Origin of the sequence: Maribacter zhoushanensis (assembly GCF_029350975.1) — a bacterium.
GTDB classification, from domain to species: domain Bacteria; phylum Bacteroidota; class Bacteroidia; order Flavobacteriales; family Flavobacteriaceae; genus Maribacter; species Maribacter zhoushanensis.
The window spans coordinates 1,019,055-1,036,668 of the sequence record NZ_JARKMR010000001.1 but is presented as its reverse complement, the minus strand read 5'-3'; the positions used below and the strand labels follow the sequence as shown (position 1 = coordinate 1,036,668).

17 protein-coding genes are annotated in these 17,614 nt (G+C 36.3%); 5 read left to right on the top strand and 12 right to left on the bottom strand.

Annotated features, from left to right (window positions below; all coding sequences use genetic code 11):
* Window positions 1-56 precede the first annotated feature (56 nt).
* The 3 genes from PXD56_RS04340 to PXD56_RS04330 all read right to left on the bottom strand — a co-directional run bounded on the left by PXD56_RS04340 (window position 57) and on the right by PXD56_RS04330 (window position 3,572).
* Complete coding sequence (locus tag PXD56_RS04340) at window positions 57-617, bottom strand: hypothetical protein (protein WP_276492097.1); 561 nt, start codon at window positions 615-617, stop codon at window positions 57-59.
* 109 nt (window positions 618-726) lie between these two features.
* Window positions 727-1,698 (bottom strand): aldo/keto reductase, encoded by a 972-nt coding sequence (locus PXD56_RS04335; RefSeq protein WP_276492096.1) that lies wholly within the window; start codon window positions 1,696-1,698, stop codon window positions 727-729.
* Window positions 1,699-1,838: 140 nt separating this feature from the next.
* Window positions 1,839-3,572, bottom strand: a complete 1,734-nt coding sequence (locus tag PXD56_RS04330) for an alpha/beta hydrolase-fold protein (RefSeq protein WP_276492095.1) — start codon at window positions 3,570-3,572, stop codon at window positions 1,839-1,841.
* Window positions 3,573-3,686: 114 nt separating this feature from the next.
* Between PXD56_RS04330 and PXD56_RS04325 the strand changes: the two genes are divergently transcribed.
* Window positions 3,687-3,833 (top strand): hypothetical protein, encoded by a 147-nt coding sequence (locus tag PXD56_RS04325; protein WP_276492094.1) that lies wholly within the window; start codon window positions 3,687-3,689, stop codon window positions 3,831-3,833.
* A gap of 50 nt (window positions 3,834-3,883) precedes the next feature.
* Here the strand turns inward: PXD56_RS04325 and PXD56_RS04320 are convergent, their stop codons facing one another.
* Both PXD56_RS04320 and ffh read right to left on the bottom strand, forming a co-directional pair.
* Window positions 3,884-4,768, bottom strand: coding sequence for a bifunctional 5,10-methylenetetrahydrofolate dehydrogenase/5,10-methenyltetrahydrofolate cyclohydrolase (locus tag PXD56_RS04320; protein WP_276492093.1), 885 nt, complete (start codon window positions 4,766-4,768; stop codon window positions 3,884-3,886).
* Between the two features lie 46 nt (window positions 4,769-4,814).
* On the bottom strand, window positions 4,815-6,152 hold the full coding sequence (gene ffh / locus PXD56_RS04315; protein WP_276492092.1) for a signal recognition particle protein: 1,338 nt from the start codon (window positions 6,150-6,152) through the stop codon (window positions 4,815-4,817).
* Between the two features lie 97 nt (window positions 6,153-6,249).
* Here ffh and PXD56_RS04310 point away from each other — a divergent pair, with 97 nt between their 5' ends.
* Window positions 6,250-6,591: a hypothetical protein gene (locus PXD56_RS04310; RefSeq protein WP_276492091.1), complete on the top strand. Its 342-nt coding sequence runs from the start codon at window positions 6,250-6,252 to the stop codon at window positions 6,589-6,591.
* A 48-nt stretch (window positions 6,592-6,639) separates the two neighbouring features.
* Here the strand turns inward: PXD56_RS04310 and argS are convergent, their stop codons facing one another.
* Complete coding sequence (gene argS / locus PXD56_RS04305; RefSeq protein ID WP_276492090.1) at window positions 6,640-8,421, bottom strand: arginine--tRNA ligase; 1,782 nt, start codon at window positions 8,419-8,421, stop codon at window positions 6,640-6,642.
* Window positions 8,422-8,536: 115 nt separating this feature from the next.
* On the opposite strand from argS, the gene PXD56_RS04300 reads away from it, so the two are divergent.
* Genes PXD56_RS04300 through PXD56_RS04290 form a run of 3 tightly spaced genes read left to right on the top strand, consistent with a single transcriptional unit; the run spans window position 8,537 to window position 10,912 of the window.
* Window positions 8,537-8,962, top strand: coding sequence for a hypothetical protein (locus tag PXD56_RS04300; RefSeq protein WP_276492089.1), 426 nt, complete (start codon window positions 8,537-8,539; stop codon window positions 8,960-8,962).
* A 1-nt stretch (window position 8,963) separates the two neighbouring features.
* Window positions 8,964-9,476 carry a DUF1648 domain-containing protein gene (locus PXD56_RS04295; protein ID WP_276492088.1) on the top strand — a complete coding sequence of 171 codons (513 nt, stop codon included), beginning with the start codon at window positions 8,964-8,966 and terminating at the stop codon, window positions 9,474-9,476.
* Window positions 9,476-10,912, top strand: coding sequence for an SDR family oxidoreductase (locus PXD56_RS04290; RefSeq protein WP_276492087.1), 1,437 nt, complete (start codon window positions 9,476-9,478; stop codon window positions 10,910-10,912). The genes PXD56_RS04295 and PXD56_RS04290 overlap by 1 nt, the downstream gene beginning before the upstream one ends.
* Before the next feature lie 10 nt (window positions 10,913-10,922).
* On the opposite strand, the gene PXD56_RS04285 is transcribed toward PXD56_RS04290, so the two are convergent.
* The 6 genes from PXD56_RS04285 to PXD56_RS04260 all read right to left on the bottom strand — a co-directional run bounded on the left by PXD56_RS04285 (window position 10,923) and on the right by PXD56_RS04260 (window position 17,565).
* Window positions 10,923-13,088 (bottom strand): xanthine dehydrogenase family protein molybdopterin-binding subunit, encoded by a 2,166-nt coding sequence (locus tag PXD56_RS04285; RefSeq protein WP_276492086.1) that lies wholly within the window; start codon window positions 13,086-13,088, stop codon window positions 10,923-10,925.
* A 3-nt stretch (window positions 13,089-13,091) separates the two neighbouring features.
* Entirely contained in the window at window positions 13,092-13,583 is a 492-nt protein-coding gene (locus tag PXD56_RS04280) for a (2Fe-2S)-binding protein (protein WP_276492085.1), read from the bottom strand.
* Window positions 13,584-13,592: 9 nt separating this feature from the next.
* Window positions 13,593-14,195, bottom strand: a complete 603-nt coding sequence (locus tag PXD56_RS04275; protein ID WP_276492084.1) for a hypothetical protein — start codon at window positions 14,193-14,195, stop codon at window positions 13,593-13,595.
* A gap of 107 nt (window positions 14,196-14,302) precedes the next feature.
* Entirely contained in the window at window positions 14,303-15,232 is a 930-nt protein-coding gene (gene ctlX, locus PXD56_RS04270; protein WP_276492512.1) for a citrulline utilization hydrolase CtlX, read from the bottom strand.
* A gap of 38 nt (window positions 15,233-15,270) precedes the next feature.
* Window positions 15,271-16,185 (bottom strand): dimethylarginine dimethylaminohydrolase family protein, encoded by a 915-nt coding sequence (locus PXD56_RS04265; protein ID WP_276492083.1) that lies wholly within the window; start codon window positions 16,183-16,185, stop codon window positions 15,271-15,273.
* A 93-nt stretch (window positions 16,186-16,278) separates the two neighbouring features.
* Entirely contained in the window at window positions 16,279-17,565 is a 1,287-nt protein-coding gene (locus tag PXD56_RS04260) for a citrate synthase (protein WP_276492082.1), read from the bottom strand.
* Between the last annotated feature and the right edge of the window lie 49 nt (window positions 17,566-17,614).

Sequence of the window (17,614 nt, the reverse complement as noted above, 5' to 3'; positions counted from 1 at the left end):
TCTATTCCGTTATCCTATGCTTCAAATCCATTTTCTCCTGTAAGATTATTATTATTTTACTCTTCATTCGCCAATTTTAGACTTTTGACAATATTGTAATTCCAAAATCCTTTTTTTATTCCGATAATCACCTTTCTTGTATGAGTAGCACTCTTAGATCGAGAAGTATGTAAAGTGAAATTTTTACTCATTCCGTTTATTTCAACCGTTATTTTTGGTTTAAGTCCACTTGAACTGCGTTTTCCATTTGTTCCATGTTCCAATAATAAGTTAGTGATATAATATTCTTTAGTGACTATAGGTTCCGAAGAAAGAAAATTATTACTCTTAACAAATAAAAAAACTACCAATAATCCTATAGTCAAATTATGAAAAATAGACCATACTAATCCTAATTTAGTTTTATAGAATTTAAAAAAAATGATACTTGTGCCTATCGCGGAGATTAGTACAATTCCTATAATTAAATTAATCGGAATCCAGTTTCTTTCTAAACTGTTGTATACAATCCAGCCGCTAAATAAACCAATAATTGCAATATTTTGATAGTTTATATTTCCAATATTCCTAACTTTTAATAAGCGTAAAAAATCAACGGCTTTATCAATAGAATTCAATGGAATAGGATATTTAATTATTTTACAAAAGGTTTATATCTACATAATTGCAGATTTACGATTGATTTATACAAAGAACACAAGATAAAGATTAAGGGTTACGATTATCCTACTGCGACCAAGAAGTCGGTACTCTATCCCAACGGTGCTTTTTCAATTCTTCATACAGTTCATTAGACAACAATTTACCATCACTGGTGGCAGTATTTGCCAATACATTACGTTGCTTACGCATACCAGGTATGGTTGTCCCAACATTATCATTCATTAGAATAAAACGCAATGCCATTTCTGCCATGGTCATACCTTCAGGAATTAACGGTCTTAAAGCATCGGCATGTTCTACCGAAGAAATTAAATTCTCAGGCACAAAATAAGTGCCCCGCCAATCGCCCTCAGGGAACGTAGTTTCTTTCGTCATAGTTCCTGTCAATGTGCCTTCATCAAAAGGCACACGTGCAATGGTTGCGATATCTAGCTCTTTACACAGCGGAAATAAATTATCTACTGGCGCTTGATCGAATATGTTATAAATGACCTGTACGGCGTCTAATAACCCAGTTTTTAAAGCTTTGATTCCATTTTCCGGCTCCCAGCGGTTCATACTAATACCCATTGCCGCTACTTTGCCAGAAGTCTTTAGATCTTGAACAGCGCGTTGCCATTCTTCCCGGTCACTCCAACCGTCATCCCATGTATGAAATTGCATGAGGTCTATTTGCTCCAGACCTAAATTTTTTAGCGTCTTATGGGTATATTCCATTATATGAGCTGTAGGATAAGAGTCGTCAAAAGCATATTCAGGTTTTGCCGGCCATTGAAAGTTCTTTGGCGGTATTTTACTTGCCGTGTACAACTTTTTAGAAGGATGTCTTTTTACCAACTCCCCCAATAATTCCTCACTATGGCCTTCTCCATAACCCCAAGCAGTATCAAAAAAGTTAACTCCGTTTTCAACTGCTAAGTCCAAAGATTTTGCGGATTGGGCATCGTCACTGGCCGTCCATCCTGCCATTCCCCACATTCCGTATCCTACCTCACTTACTTGCCAATCTGTTCTTCCAAATCTTCTGTATTTCATTACATCTTTATACTATAGTTATTATAAATATTTTAAATAGCAACAAGCATCACTGAATACTTAAACGCTTCTCGACACTAATTTTTCGTGCCTCAAAATTCACTCGAAATGACACTCACATTTCAACTGAGCGATTGGAATTACTTATACCTCCAACTTGTCAAATCTGCCCCTTTGGGTGCACTATTGGCTATACGTTCCATAATCTTTGGCACGTACATGCTGTTATATCTTAAACGAGTAATGGCGTTGGGTTGATCTGGGTCTCCGTTCCAACAATGTTCGTCTCGATCCCCATATTTTACTTCTCCCTCATAATAAGGGTCTGTCGTACTTTCCAAGAAATCTTCCATCAAGTAGACAGCATTGTTTAGATAATAATTATCCATATCGCCACAATAGATATGAATTTTCCCTTTTAGGTTATCACCCAACTTAGCCCAATCGCGTTCAAGAATATGTCTTAAATCAAAATTCTCTTTCCAGTATTCTGCCACCTCGTGGTCTATATCTCCAGTTTTCTTATCCCATATTCTCTCAGGATAACCATCTTCGCCTTGTGGTGAATAGGTTGCTTCCCAAATATCCCACTGTTGACCTGATCTAGATTTATCACCTAAAACCAATTCCAAATGATTTCCTTGTCTTAGCGTAGATTGTATTTGCCCTAGGTAATTACGATGCGACGGCACTTCCAACGTTTTATGAGCACTCTTATAGAAATAGGCATTTTCATCTTCATAGATGTTTGTTAAGGTATACGCTCTAAAATCAATAGGATCAGGGCATGCCGCAAAACAACCATTGTATTCATCTGGATATTTCACTTGTACCGCCAACGCTTCCCAACCGCCGGTTGATCCACCGTAAAGAAAACGAGACCACCCCTCGCCCATTCCTCTAAATTGTTTTTCTATTTCAGGGATTAACTCATAGGTAATAGCATCACCATACGGACCTTGACTTGCAGAGTTCACTGCATAAGAATCATCGTAATACGGAGTAGGATGCTGAATTTGCAATACTATAAATCTTGGAAAATCCGGCTCGTTCCATCGTTTATAAAAATCATAGGCTTCTTGTTGTTGAATAATATTATAGCCCTCTAAACTAAAACGTTCAGAATACTCTGGTTTTAAGTTAGGGTCTGGCGGTGTAGTTCTGAATCCGCCAAAATCTGATGGAAAATGTCCGTGAAACACCATTAGCGGATATTTAGCTTCCGGATGTTCTTCAAATCCTTTTGGCAATAATACATGAGCTCCCAAGTAAATATCCCTACCCCAGAACTCAGAAAGCTTTTCTGACTTCACTTTAACGTGCTTTATCCACTCGGTATCTTCCGGCTCTTCAATTGCAGGAATAACTTGGTCCAAATTGACTGACACATTTTCAAACCCGTTACTGGCAACCCTTATCTTAAACGGCTTGCTATATAAATTACCTGGAGATTTATTCCATTGTTGTCCCTCTCCATTATCCATGGGTAACTTTACTGTATGACCGGTAGATAAATTAAAAGTTTCGTATACGTTCAAAAGTGCCTGCACATTATATTCTCCCGGTGGCACATCTTTTAAGCTTTCATACGGATAACCAAAAACAGATTGATCAAAAGTCAACACGGAATCTTTAGCCCAATTCTCCACATTCATACCAAAAATGAGCTGTGTGTTTAGTCCGTCATTAATCTGAAATCTTGGTTCATTACCATCATCAGAAGAAAGCATTAGCAACAACCGCCCGTCTTTTGCCAAAGAATCTACCTCAGCAGAATAACTAACATTTATTGAAAATTTATGCTCTAATTTAGGAGGTTCTGTACACCCTATTACAAAAGCAATGACCAGTAGTACCAAAAGAATTTTTCTCATAAGGATAAATGTTTCACAAAAGGTACAGTATTCTATAATCACATCAAATACCAAGACTAAAATTTCAACGTTTTAAATACATGACCTTTTAGTATTGTCCCTAAAACCTATGCTATGAAAAAAATTTTATACGCTTTCTTAATCTGTATTTCAATAACGGCGATGGCAAGTTGCGATTACGATGACAGTAATGACATAGACATTTTAGTACCTAACGACACTACTGAAACCGGTGTAGCCATCAAGAAACTACCGGAATAAAAAAAGCCCCACAATAATTTTGCAAGGCTTTTAATAAATTTTATACAGTACTAGTTTCTACTTCTATGTCTCTCACGAGCTAACAATGTATTTTTCAATAACATTGCAATGGTCATAGGTCCTACCCCACCAGGAACGGGAGTAATGTATGATGCTTTTTTACTTACATTTTCAAAATCAACATCACCAGTAATATAATATCCTTTTTCTCTAGTCTCATCTGGTACTCTAGTAATACCTACATCTATTACAACGGCATCATCTTTTACCATTTCCGCTTTTAAGAATTTTGGCACCCCTAATGCTGAAATTACAATATCTGCTTGAGATATAATTTGAGTAATATTCTTTGTATGACTATGGGTAAGTGTTACGGTAGAGTTGCCTGGCCAGCCTTTTCTACCCATTAAAATACTCATTGGTCTACCTACAATATGGCTACGACCAATAACTACAGTATGTTTACCTTTTGTATCTACTTTATAACGCTCCAATAATTCAAGAATACCAAACGGCGTTGCAGGAATGAAGGTACTCATATCCAAAGCCATTTTACCAAAGTTGGTAGGGTGAAAACCGTCAACATCCTTATCTGGATCTACGGCCATAATTACCTTTTGGGTATCTATCTGCTCTGGTAACGGTAACTGAACAATAAAACCGTCAATATCATCATCAACGTTCAATTCTTTGATCTTGTTCAATAATTCTTGCTCAGAAGTAGTACTTGGCATTTGAATTAAGGTAGATTCAAAACCAATACGTTCACAAGAACGAACCTTACTACCTACGTAGGTTAAACTAGCCCCATCACTACCGACAATAATTGCCGCCAAATGTGGTACTTTTTCACCACGCTCTTTCATCTTGGCAACCTCTGCCTTGATTTCCTCTTTAATTTCGTTGGATACTTTTTTACCATCCAATAATTCCATATCCGCTTCTCTTTAAGTTGTGTTGTTAGGTTGTATTATTCGGTCTTTATTTCATTCCTTTCATGGCACCCATCATCTGCATCATCTTCTTACCGCCACCGCCTTGCATCATTTTCATCATCTTGCTCATTTGGTCAAACTGCTTTAATAGCTGATTGATTTCTTGAACTTCTCTACCAGAACCTTTTGCAATACGCTTTTTTCTACTTGCATTTAATTTAGAAGGTGTAGAACGCTCTTCTGGAGTCATGGAATAAATAATTGCTTCTATATGTTTGAAGGCATCATCATCAATATCCAAACCTTTTAAGGCTTTACCCGCGCCAGGTATCATCCCCATAAGATCTTTCATATTACCCATCTTCTTAATTTGCTGAATTTGGCTCAGGAAATCATCGAATCCAAATTTATTCTTAGCAATCTTCTTTTGGATTTTTCTAGCTTCCTCTTCATCGAACTGCTCTTGAGCCCTTTCTACAAGCGAAATTACATCACCCATACCCAAGATACGATCTGCCATACGTGATGGATAGAAAACATCAATAGCCTCCATCTTCTCACCGGTACCAATAAATTTAATTGGTTTATCTACCACAGATTTAATAGAAATAGCGGCACCACCACGAGTATCACCATCTAATTTGGTTAAGATAACACCATCAAAATTCAAGATATCATTGAATGCCTTTGCCGTATTTACAGCATCTTGACCTGTCATAGAATCTACTACGAACAAAGTCTCTTGAGGTTGTATCGCTTTATGAATATCAGATATTTCATTCATCATAGCCTCATCAACAGCCAAACGACCAGCGGTATCAATGATGACCACATTATGTCCGTTTGCCTTTGCATGTGCTATACCAGCTTTAGAAATAGCTACTGGATCGGTATTTCCTCTATCAGAAAATACTTCAACACCAATTTGCTCACCAACTACGTGCAACTGATCAATTGCCGCCGGACGATACACATCACAAGCAACCAATAACGGCTTTTTAGTTTTTTTTGTTTTTAGAAAATTAGCAAGTTTACCAGAAAAGGTAGTTTTACCAGAACCCTGTAAACCAGACATTAAAATAACCGATGGATTACCGGACAGATTAATACCTTCTGACTCACCACCCATTAATTGGGTTAACTCATCTTTTACAATCTTGACCATTAACTGACCAGGTTGTAAGGTGGTCAATACATCTTGCCCCAATGCCTTTTCTTTTACCCTATTGGTAAATTCTTTGGCTATTTTAAAGTTAACATCCGCATCCAATAAGGCTCGGCGTACTTCTTTGGTAGTCTCTGCAACATTAATTTCTGTAATCTGACCATGTCCTTTTAGTACATGTAATGCCTTGTCTAGCTTATCGCTTAAATTATCGAACATTCTTTTCTTTTTTAAGGGGTTACAAATTTAATAATATCAATGCAAAATTCGTAGCAAGTGCTAGAAAATAAACAAAACAAAAGAGCATCCACTATAAATGGATGCTCTAAAGTTGCTTGTGGGGCAAAAAAGGAATTCTATTTTCATAAACTTCCTCTCAAAAACATCTATCGATATCATCAACGAGGCCCAACTCTATACTGTTGATGAAATACTTTTAGATGTTCTTTACTATAATATTTTGAAAAACTCTTTTCCAGAACTGCCATTGACGAATACCATGTTAGCATTAGTGATAGAAGTACTTTTAAGAAATTCTGAATATATATACGAGTTAAAAGTGTTCTTAGACTTTAAGAATAAAAGTATACTACAAAACGTATTATCAATACACACCAATAGATACGGATCCATAGTGCGTAATGACATATGCCCATGAATGAACATGACATAAAGAATAGTAAATAATAAGACGGAATAAACTTAACTACATACGTTCAGGAACCGAAACGCCCAATAAACTAAAGGCATCTTGTATCACCTCTGCAACTTTTTTAGATAATTGAACACGTAATGCCTTTTTAGCATCATCAGTTTCACCTAAAATAGAGACTTGCTGATAGAAAGAATTAAACTCTTTAACCAAGTCATACGTATAGTTTGCAATCAAAGCCGGACTATAATTATCTGCAGCTAATTGAATAGTATCTGGGAATAACTGTAGTTGCTTGATCAACTCCTTTTCCTTGCTATGAAGCGCTTTAACCTTAGCATCATTAGAAGTATCGATTCCCATACTTTCTGCCTTTCTTAAAATAGACTGAATACGCGCATAAGTATATTGAATAAATGGACCCGTATTCCCTTGAAAATCTACCGACTCTTCTGGATCAAACAAAATTCGTTTTTTAGGATCTACTTTTAATATGTAATATTTTAAAGCCCCTAAACCAATCATTTTATAAAGTGATTGCTTTTCTTCTTCGTTATAGTCATCAAGCTTTCCTAACTCTTCTGAAATATTTGCAGCAGTTTGAGTCATATCAGCCATAAGATCATCGGCATCTACAACTGTACCTTCCCTACTTTTCATTTTTCCGCTAGGTAAATCAACCATCCCGTAACTTAAGTGATGTAGTTTGTTAGACCAAGAAAAACCAAGTTTTTGCAGAATCAGAAATAAAACTTTAAAGTGGTAATCTTGCTCATTTCCTACGGTATACACCATTCCGTTTACATCTGGATGGTCTTTTACACGTTGTATAGCAGTACCAATGTCTTGAGTCATGTATACTGCGGTACCATCTGAGCGAAGTACAATTTTTTCATCTAACCCATCTTCGGTCAAATCGATCCAAACACTGCCATCTTCTTTTTTAAAGAACACACCTTTTTTCAATCCTTCGGCAACAACATCTTTTCCTAAAAGATACGTATCACTTTCATAATACAGCGTATCAAAATCAACTCCAAGATTTTTATAAGTCACTTCAAAACCTTTGTACACCCAACCGTTCATGGTTTTCCAAAGTGCAACGGTTTCTTCGTCTCCAGACTCCCACTTTAAAAGCATTTCTTGAGCTTCCAATAAAATTGGCGCTTCTTTTTCAGCAACTTTCTGTTCCGTACCGTTAGCAACCAACTCCGCTATTTGTTCTTTATATGATTTATCAAAAGCCACATAATAATTACCAACTAGCTTATCTCCTTTTAACCCTGTAGACTCCGGCGTTTCTCCGTTCCCAAATTTCTGCCAAGCCACCATACTCTTGCAAATATGAATACCACGGTCATTGATAATTTGAGTTTTATAAACCTTCTTACCAGATGCCTTTAAAATTTCTGCAACAGAATATCCTAATAAGTTATTACGAATATGCCCTAGGTGTAATGGTTTATTGGTATTTGGTGAAGAATATTCTACCATTACCGCATCATCAGATTCTTTTACATAACCGTAATTTTCGGTAGCAATAATAGAATTGAAAAAATCTAGATAGAAACCATCGTTAATAACGATATTCAAGAATCCTTTAATCACGTTAAAGCCAGCTACGGCAGCAACATGCTCTTCTAAGTAAGCACCAATTTGCTCACCAATTTGAACAGGGTTACCCTTAACCACACGTAACATTGGGAAAACCACTATTGTGATATCTCCTTCAAAATCTTTACGCGTAGGTTGAAACTCTACATTTGGCAATTCCTTGTCAAAAATAGATTTTACCGCTTCTTTTACTTTATCTGATAGTACCTCTTGAATATTCACCAAAACGTTTAATTAAGGCTGCAAAATTAATCATTTTTTATGCTTTAAGCTGAACAGATGCGGCAATCATTCGGCATTTCGTTAACTTTAATGAAAACTGCGCAACAAATTTACCATGCTCGTAAACGTAACTTATAACAATAAAGAGATTTCAAGGAAAATTGACACTGAAGTAGGCAAGCCTTTTACCTTGAAAGAAAGATGGGCATTGAACGGTATTGGTTCTCCTAAACTTGTAATTACAGAAACCAGTATAGAAATTAGAAATTTGTTGATTTTAGATAACAACAGAGACACTTGTAATATTGAAATGAGACCTAAGGGAATAATAGTTGGGTTTAGATCATTATTAGAATCATACGCCTTGGTCGTCCCCTATTACAAACTCTCTATGTACAAAGGCGAAGCTTCAGTATATTCCATTTACAAAGATCATTATTTCATCAAAGTAGCATCTGACACCAAAGCGGTACAGAAATTCTTTAAAAAATTATTAGGCTACAAAGCCGATAACGCACCAACCTCTATAGAAGACCTATAATATGTTCGCAGATTTACCCAAAATAGATATAAATCTTACAAAAAATCAACAAAGGTTGATTTTCATTGGGTGGATACTATTAGCCTTAAATTTATTAGCCATTGCGATTTTTTATGCTGACTTGCCCGAAACTATTCCTTCACATTTTAATTACAAAGGAGACGTTGACGGTTATGGCGAAAAAAATACTATTTGGACGCTACCCTTGATAATGTGTTTTACTTACGTAATGCTATATTTAATTATCAGAAAAGTAAAACCATGGAACATGAATTATCCGGTTAAGGTAACAGAAAACAATGCTCCACAAGTTTATAAAATGTCATTACAAATGTTGATATACATGAACTTGTTAATATCAATAATAGCTACTCCTGTAATTATAGAAACCATATTGCTAGCTTATAAAATAGACATAGGGTTTCAAATCTCAAGCCTATCATTAATAATTGTAGCAGTTGCAACCCTATTGCCAATTTATTACATCTTTAAGATGTTTAAAATACCTAAATAATGAAGATACTACTCACTGGTGCCAATGGTTATATAGGTATGCGACTTTTACCTCAGCTTCTAGATATGGGGCATGAGGTAGTTTGTGCTGTACGTAACGAAGCTAGATTATCAGTAGATGCAGATACCAGAAAAAGGATTTCAGTTATAGAAATCGACTTTTTAGAGGAACCAAAACCAAATAGTATTCCTAACGATATTGATGCTGCCTATTTTCTAATACACTCCATGAGTTCTTCAACTCAAGATTTTGATAGTATGGAGGCACAAACAGCCAAAAACTTCAATATCATGGTAGAAAAAACTCAAATTAAACAAGTTGTTTATTTGAGTGGTATTGTAAACGACGACAATTTATCCAAACATTTACAGTCAAGAAAAAACGTAGAAGAGATTTTATACGAAGGTAATTTTAACCTTACCGTTTTAAGAGCCGGTATTATAGTTGGTTCCGGCAGTTCTTCTTTTGAAATTATTCGTGACCTATGCGAAAAACTCCCGGTTATGATTACGCCCAAATGGGTTCTTACAAAAACGCAGCCCATAGCCATACGTGACGTTATTTCTTTTTTAACCGGCGTATTAGGGCATGAAGAAACCTACAATGACTCTTTTGATATTGCAGGACCTGATGTATTGACCTATAAAGAAATGCTGCACCAATATGCAGAGGTTCGTGGGTTTAAAAATTATATCTGGACAGTACCTGTCATGACACCTAAACTGTCTTCCTATTGGTTATATTTTGTAACCTCAACTTCCTATAAATTAGCATTGAACCTTGTAGACAGTATGCGTATAGAAGTCGTCGCCAAAGACAAAAGGCTACAAAAAATTCTCAATATTACACCACATACGTATAAGAATGCCATTGATCTTGCGTTCAAAAAAATTGAGCAAAACTTGGTAATTAGCAGCTGGAAAGATAGTATGGTGAGCGGTCGTATACATGACAATTTAGAAAAGCACATACAAGTACCTAAATACGGCATATTAAAAGATTATAAACACGTAAAAGTGAACAACCCAAATGAAGTATTACAAAGAATTTGGAGTATTGGCGGAGAAACGGGTTGGTACTATGGAAATTGGCTGTGGAAAATTAGAGGCTTTTTAGATAAATTATCTGGAGGCGTAGGACTACGTAGAGGTCGCACCCACGCCAATAAAATATTTGCTGGAGATTCGTTAGATTTTTGGCGGGTTCTATTAGCCGATAAAAAAACGAAACGATTATTGTTATTCGCAGAAATGAAACTACCAGGTGAAGCTTGGTTAGAGTTTAAGATTGATGAAAATAATGTACTTCACCAAACCGCAACCTTTAGACCACGTGGCTTACGTGGTAGATTATATTGGTACAGTATAGTACCATTTCATTACTTCATTTTTGGCGGAATGATCAAGAATATTGCCAATCAGAAAAATTCCAAATAATAGCAGCCAGCTAAGAAAGTTGTAATGGTAATTCGGTCAATCTTTGTCCCGTTAATCTTCTAACTGCATTTGCTATCGCCGCACCAATAGGACCCAATGGAGGCTCGCCCACTGCACCAGGTGTGTCTTTACCTTGTAGCAATACCACGTCAATTTCTTTAGGAGCGTTCTTCATTAAAGCCATTTGATACGGTCCGTATATGGTTGGTGTTAATTCCCCATCCTCCACAAACATTTGTTCGTATAGCACAGCACTCATACCCATAATAACACATCCTTCACATTGTGCTCGTATCTGATCAGGATTTACCGCTAAACCAGGATCCATAGCAACGGTTACTTTATGTACTTTAATTTCATTATCAACTATAGAAACCTCGGCTACCTGAGCACAAGGAGTATTCGCATCTATAGAAGCTGCAAAGCCCATAGCACGACCATTAATAACTTCTTCAGTATAATTTGCTTTTTCGGCAGCAGCCTTAATTACATTTTTAAGACGTTTATCTATTGGCTCATCCCCTATTTGATGTAATCTAAAATCTACCGCATTTTTATTGGCTTTTAACGCCATTTCATCTATAAAACTTTCCATGGCAAAGGTATTTGCCAATAAACCTAAACTACGCCACCAACTGGTTGCAAACGGTAACTCTACATGCCAATAAACCGTTTTAAAATTAGGAATAGCCGTGTATTGAATAAACCCACCACGAATAGCGCCTACATCTGCCCCTAAAAAGTTAGTCAACGCGTTAGGTATCAATGCCGAATCCGTAGCCACATCACCACTTACAAACTCATGTTCAAGCGTATCTAATAAACCTTCACTGTTTAATTTACCTTTTATAATATGATGTGTTGGAGGGCGAAACATATCATGCTGAAATTCCTCTTTTCTACTAAAAAAATATTTCACAGGCTTACCTACAGCTTTAGACATTACAGCTGCCTGTACAGCATGTGGCGTATGCAACCTTCTACCAAAACCACCGCCTAGATAAGTAGGCACAATATTTACTTTTTCGGTATCTAAACCTAAACGTTTTGCAACCTCTTTTCTAGTAATACTAACCACTTGGGTTGAAATTTTTATCGTAGCACTGTCACTTTCCACAGAAGCAACTACTCCATTCGGTTCTATTTGTGCATGTGCTCCAATAGGACTTCTAAATTCCAATGTTTCAAAATCATCACCTTCGTCAAAAGCAGCACCATTTTTCTGAATAGTAGTAGCATTTCCATTACCTACCGTCATCATTTTAGTGATGGCAGCAGTGTCTAAATTCTCAAAGCTTTCCCAAGTTACATTAATGGCATCTTTGGCATGTTCAGCTTCTATCATAGAATTTGCGACAACACCTACAAAATCATCTTCAACAATTATCTTCACCACTCCGGGCATATTCTCCGCCGCAGAAATATCCGCACTAACAAAGGTTGATCCAATTTTAGAAGGTCTTACAACAGCACCGTAAAGCATACCTGGCATATCTGCATCCATTCCAAAAATGGGGTCACCATACACTTTGGCATCTAAATCTACCCTAGGTACCGGTCTACCTATATATTTATATTCCTTTATATCCTTTAAATCTGGTACATCTGGCACCTCCCAATTTTCAACTCCCTCAGCAGCTTGGGCATAAGTCAATGTTTTGCCGTTGCCGGAAATGACTCCGTCTTCAACCGTAAGTTGATTGCTATCGACATTCATTTTACGAGCGGCTTCTTTAATCAACATAACCCTAAGCATAGCAGCGAGCTCTCTTAAGGGTTGCCATAATCCTGAAATTGAGGTACTACCACCTGTAGCAAAACTATCAACGTTACCGGTAGATGATGCCGCATGAACAACATTAATTTGGCTCATAGAAACAGAAAGTTCATCTGCAGCCATTTGAGCAATTCCCGTAAAGGTTCCTTGCCCCATTTCCATTTTAGGAGAATGCAATAATATTTCATTATTCGTAGTTACCTCAAACCACACCATAGGTTTATCCGTATTATCAACATACGGCGCTTCTAATGAATTTGCGAAACTTAACAACTCTCTTCGAATAGGGTTTCTAAATATATACGCACCAATTGCAACAACACCAATAGTACCAAGTCCTCCTTTTACCAGAAACTTACGTCTAGATACTTTTTTTGAACCATTATCTTTATCAGCCATGAATTACAATTCTTTAGATTGGTTATTTTCTTTTTCTAACTGCAAATTAGCTGCTTTGTGTATTGCTTTTCTCATACGATAATACGTACCGCAACGACATACATTTATAATATTCTTATCAATATCTTCATCTGTAGGTTTAGGCACTTTATTTAAAAGAGCAGCCGTAGCCATCATAAAGCCTGGCTGGCAATAGCCGCATTGTGGCACAATTTCTTCTATCCAAGCTTGTTGAACAGGATGCGGATTTTCTCTATCGCCCAACCCTTCAATAGTAGTTACTTTTTTACCCTCAGCAAATTTCACAGGATAGGAACATGATCGCACCGCTTCACCATCTACGTGTAAAGTACATGCTCCACAAGCTGCTTTTCCACACCCAAATTTTGTTCCTTTTAAATCTAGAGTATCTCTAATTACCCAAAGTAGAGGTGTATTTTCATCTGCTATTTCAACAGTTTTGAGTTCACCGTTAACAGTTAAGGAAATTTTCATAAAATTTTATTATTTAGAAGGAATTACGGCTCCATTAGCAAACCAGTTTTCAACAGCTTTTTTAAAATCCTCTTTAGAAACCGGTGGTACTGTACGTTGTTCTCCATTTGCATGAACACCAGGTTGCCAAGCCCAAAGCACTAAATCATCTTCGGTCATATGTTTAACCAGCTCATCATGACTTCTATTTCCATTTATATTTTTATCTAATAAGCGTTCTGCTATTTCTTCTCTGGTTAATCCTTCCCACGCCATTGAAGCTGGCGCCAATGCCCAATGCGGTGCACCAGGAACTCCAGAATTTAAATTATTTTCAGATTGATGACAAGTATTACAATTAGTAGCTTCAAAACCATGATCATTTTTGCCCCTTGCCATACCAAAATAATGCGGGTGACTATCATCACCTTGTTTAGGAATGTTATCACTTGGATGACAATTCATACAACGTTGATGGGTAAGTACATCCATCATCTTATTATAATCATCATTAGCATTTTGAGCTTGGTCATCTACAAGTTCATATGTTGCGGTTTTTGTCGTATTGGCTAATGCAAATAGCAAACCTGTGATAGATAATATTAGGACAATATAAATTGATTTTATCTTCATAGTGATTTATAAAATGTAAAAAACATCTAACCCCTTTGAAGATAGCGAATACTTCACAAAAAAATACCCCATTAAAATATATAATTTCAATGGGGTAATTATTTGATTTAGCTCTTTGGAAGAAAAACCTCTGCCATCATACAGCGCGCACTACCGCCACCACACGTTTCAATAGTATGTAAAGAGCTATGTAAAATAGCACAATGCTTTTCAATTTGAGTAACTTGTTTTGGCGTTAAACTATGGAATGCCGCAGAACTCATTACCATATATCGTTTATCATCACTACCCAAAACTTGCAACATATTACCAGCAAACTGATGCATCTGTTGCTCGGTAATAGTAATTATTTCTTTCCCATCTTTTTTAAGGTGGTCCAACACATTTTTTCTTTCCTTCTTATCATCGATAGATTCAGAACAGATGACCACAAAAGTTTCTGCTAATGCCATCATCACGTTGGTATGATAAATAGGCAATCTTTTACCATCTACAGATTGGTTAGCAGTAAAGATTACAGGAAAAAAATCAAAATCTTCACAAAACTCAATAAACAACTCTTCATCTGCACGTTCAGAAAGGGCGCAATAAGCTTTCTTATTCACTCTATCTATAAGAATACTACCTGTACCTTCTAAGTATAATTCTTCATCTTCTGCAGAAGTGTAATCAATGACATCCTTGATTTTAAAATTGTTCTCCTCTAAAATCTCAAAGATATCTTCTCTGCGTTCATTTCTTCTATTCTCTGCAAACATTGGGTAAACACCTACTGTACCGTTGGCATGAAAAGAAATCCAATTATTAGGAAAAACGCTATCTGGAGTATCAGGCTCTTTGGTATCCTGTACAACGATAACATTTACTCCTTTACTTTTTAATACGGAAACAAATGCATCGAACTCCTCTTGAGCTTTCTGATTTATTTCTTGATTCTTCAAATCAATATCTTCCATAAAGTAGTTATTGACAGCGGTCTGCTCATTCATTCTAAATGAAACCGGGCGAATCATCAATATTGTATTTGTTATTTGCATAGGGGTACTCATTAAATTGTTGTATGTTGATTTATAAATTACGCTCTAATCAAGGGTAATGTACTACAGCGCAGTAACCCTTCTTGTTTTGATATTTCAGCATATGGAATTTCCTCTACCGTAAAACCTTGTTCACGTAACCAATTATTTAAACGTGTGAAGCTTTTTTCAGAGACTACCACATCTGGTGAAATAGAAAAAACATTGCTGTACATATGATACATTTCTCTTGCATCAATTTCAAAAACATTTTCCTTTCCAAAAAAATCTACCAACCATTGGCACTCCTCTTCTACTAAAAATGCGTTTTTATGAATGATTGCTTTCCCTTTTCCCAAAGGTTGAAAACAACAATCTAAATGCAACGCATTATCTTGAGCAACGGTGTTAGACTTACGCAGTTCAAAAGATTTAATTGTTTTATGCGGAAACTGTTTTGTCAAATATTCCACAGCCGCCTTATTTGTTCTTGCAGTTATATAAGTAGGATAGTCAGCTGCCGTATATGTACCTACAAAAATATAATCGTTCCAAGGCATAACGTCGCCCCCTTCAACATGAACTTCTTCTGGCGGGGTTAAAATGTTATCATCTTCAATTTTATCCAAAACATGCAGAATTGCTTCCACTTCCTGCTCACGATCAGGTAATATATTAGCTTTGATTAATTTATCTTCAATAACAAATGCAATATCCCTAGTGAAGATCTGGTTACAATCTTCAAGAATTTCAGGTCTAAAAACTTTAACACCATACTTCTCGAACACTGCTTTGAAAGCTTCCATTTCAACAATCATATCAGGTTCTGCAGGGTATGTACCAGCTTTGATATGCTCTTTTGATTTTGGATCATACGCCTCCTCTAAAGTAGGTGTTGGACCAGAACTTTGGGCAATACCTAAAACAACTGCCTTTAACGGTGAAATTTCATCATTAACGTTTAACTGTAACATATGTATGTATTTAAATCTGAATTAAAATTTGGCACAAAAAAAAGCCCCTTTAAAATTAAAAGAGCTTTTTGTTTTTTTATTAACGGTAGCAATCTACCTTTTGTCCAGTTCGACAAAAGATCTTAAATTTTCACCTGTATATACTTGTCTTGGTCTACCAATTGGTTCACCGTTCAATCTCATTTCTCTCCACTGTGCTATCCACCCTGGTAATCTACCTAGTGCAAACATTACTGTGAACATTTCTGTTGGTATACCCAAAGCTCTGTAAATAATACCTGAGTAAAAATCTACGTTAGGATATAATTTTCTATCCACAAAGTACTGATCTTCTAAGGCTTCTTTCTCTAACCCTTTTGCAATCTCTAAAATAGGATCATCTATACCTAAATCTGCCAACACTTCATCAGCGGCAACTTTAATAATTTTGGCACGTGGATCAAAGTTTTTATATACTCTATGCCCAAAGCCCATTAACCTAAACGGATCTGACTTATCTTTAGCTTTAGCCATGTACTTTTTAGTATCGCCACCATCAGCTTCAATAGCCTCAAGCATTTCTAATACCGCTTGGTTGGCACCACCATGAAGTGGACCCCAAAGCGCCGAAATACCTGCAGATAAAGATGCAAATAAACCAGCATGAGAAGATCCTACGATACGAACCGTACTCGTAGAACAGTTTTGCTCATGATCAGCATGTAAGATCAACAACTTATCTAATGCTTCTATAACAACCTTGTTCTTTTTATAATCTTGATTAGGACGCTTAAACATCATTTTATGAATGTTCTCAACATAACCTAAACTATCATCACCATAATCTAATGGAAGACCTTTCTTTTTACGCAAAGTCCAAGCTACAAGAACTGGAAATTTTGCAAGTATACGTACAATAGCATGGTACATATCATCATCTGAACTCACATCAACAGTAGATGGGTTAAATGCAATCAATGCACTTGTCAAAGATGATAAAACGCCCATTGGGTGAGCAGATTTTGGAAAACCGTCCAATATCTTTTTCATCTCTTCATCTACATGAGACTCATCTTTTATATCCTTATGAAACTTAGCCAATTCTTCTTCGTTTGGCAAGTCTCCAAAAATTAATGCATAAGCAACTTCTAAGAAATCAGCTTTCTCAGCTAGTTCTTCAATTGAGTAACCTCTGTAACGTAAAATACCTTTTTCGCCATCTAAAAAAGTAATAGCACTTTCACAAGATCCCGTATTTTTAAAACCTGGATCAATAGTTATAATTCCTTTGGTTGCTGAACGCAATGTTTTGATATCGATTGCAAGTTCATCTTCGGTTCCCTTAATAACAGGAAACTCATATTTTTCACCATTATATTCTAAAATAGCTTTGTCTGACATTTTTATTTTTACGTTTTAAATACTTCTCGTAAAGTTAACAAAACAGGAT

Coding starts and splice junctions, on each gene's coding strand:
- PXD56_RS04335 (WP_276492096.1), bottom strand. CDS start 1,698: ATGAAATACAGAAGATTTGGAAGAACAGATTGGCAAGTAAGTGAGGTA.
- PXD56_RS04330 (WP_276492095.1), bottom strand. CDS start 3,572: ATGAGAAAAATTCTTTTGGTACTACTGGTCATTGCTTTTGTAATAGGG.
- PXD56_RS04325 (WP_276492094.1), top strand. CDS start 3,687: ATGAAAAAAATTTTATACGCTTTCTTAATCTGTATTTCAATAACGGCG.
- PXD56_RS04320 (WP_276492093.1), bottom strand. CDS start 4,768: ATGGAATTATTGGATGGTAAAAAAGTATCCAACGAAATTAAAGAGGAA.
- ffh (WP_276492092.1), bottom strand. CDS start 6,152: ATGTTCGATAATTTAAGCGATAAGCTAGACAAGGCATTACATGTACTA.
- PXD56_RS04310 (WP_276492091.1), top strand. CDS start 6,250: ATGGATGCTCTAAAGTTGCTTGTGGGGCAAAAAAGGAATTCTATTTTC.
- PXD56_RS04300 (WP_276492089.1), top strand. CDS start 8,537: ATGCTCGTAAACGTAACTTATAACAATAAAGAGATTTCAAGGAAAATT.
- PXD56_RS04295 (WP_276492088.1), top strand. CDS start 8,964: ATGTTCGCAGATTTACCCAAAATAGATATAAATCTTACAAAAAATCAA.
- PXD56_RS04290 (WP_276492087.1), top strand. CDS start 9,476: ATGAAGATACTACTCACTGGTGCCAATGGTTATATAGGTATGCGACTT.
- PXD56_RS04285 (WP_276492086.1), bottom strand. CDS start 13,088: ATGGCTGATAAAGATAATGGTTCAAAAAAAGTATCTAGACGTAAGTTT.
- PXD56_RS04280 (WP_276492085.1), bottom strand. CDS start 13,583: ATGAAAATTTCCTTAACTGTTAACGGTGAACTCAAAACTGTTGAAATA.
- PXD56_RS04275 (WP_276492084.1), bottom strand. CDS start 14,195: ATGAAGATAAAATCAATTTATATTGTCCTAATATTATCTATCACAGGT.
- ctlX (WP_276492512.1), bottom strand. CDS start 15,232: ATGCAAATAACAAATACAATATTGATGATTCGCCCGGTTTCATTTAGA.
- PXD56_RS04265 (WP_276492083.1), bottom strand. CDS start 16,185: ATGTTACAGTTAAACGTTAATGATGAAATTTCACCGTTAAAGGCAGTT.
- PXD56_RS04260 (WP_276492082.1), bottom strand. CDS start 17,565: ATGTCAGACAAAGCTATTTTAGAATATAATGGTGAAAAATATGAGTTT.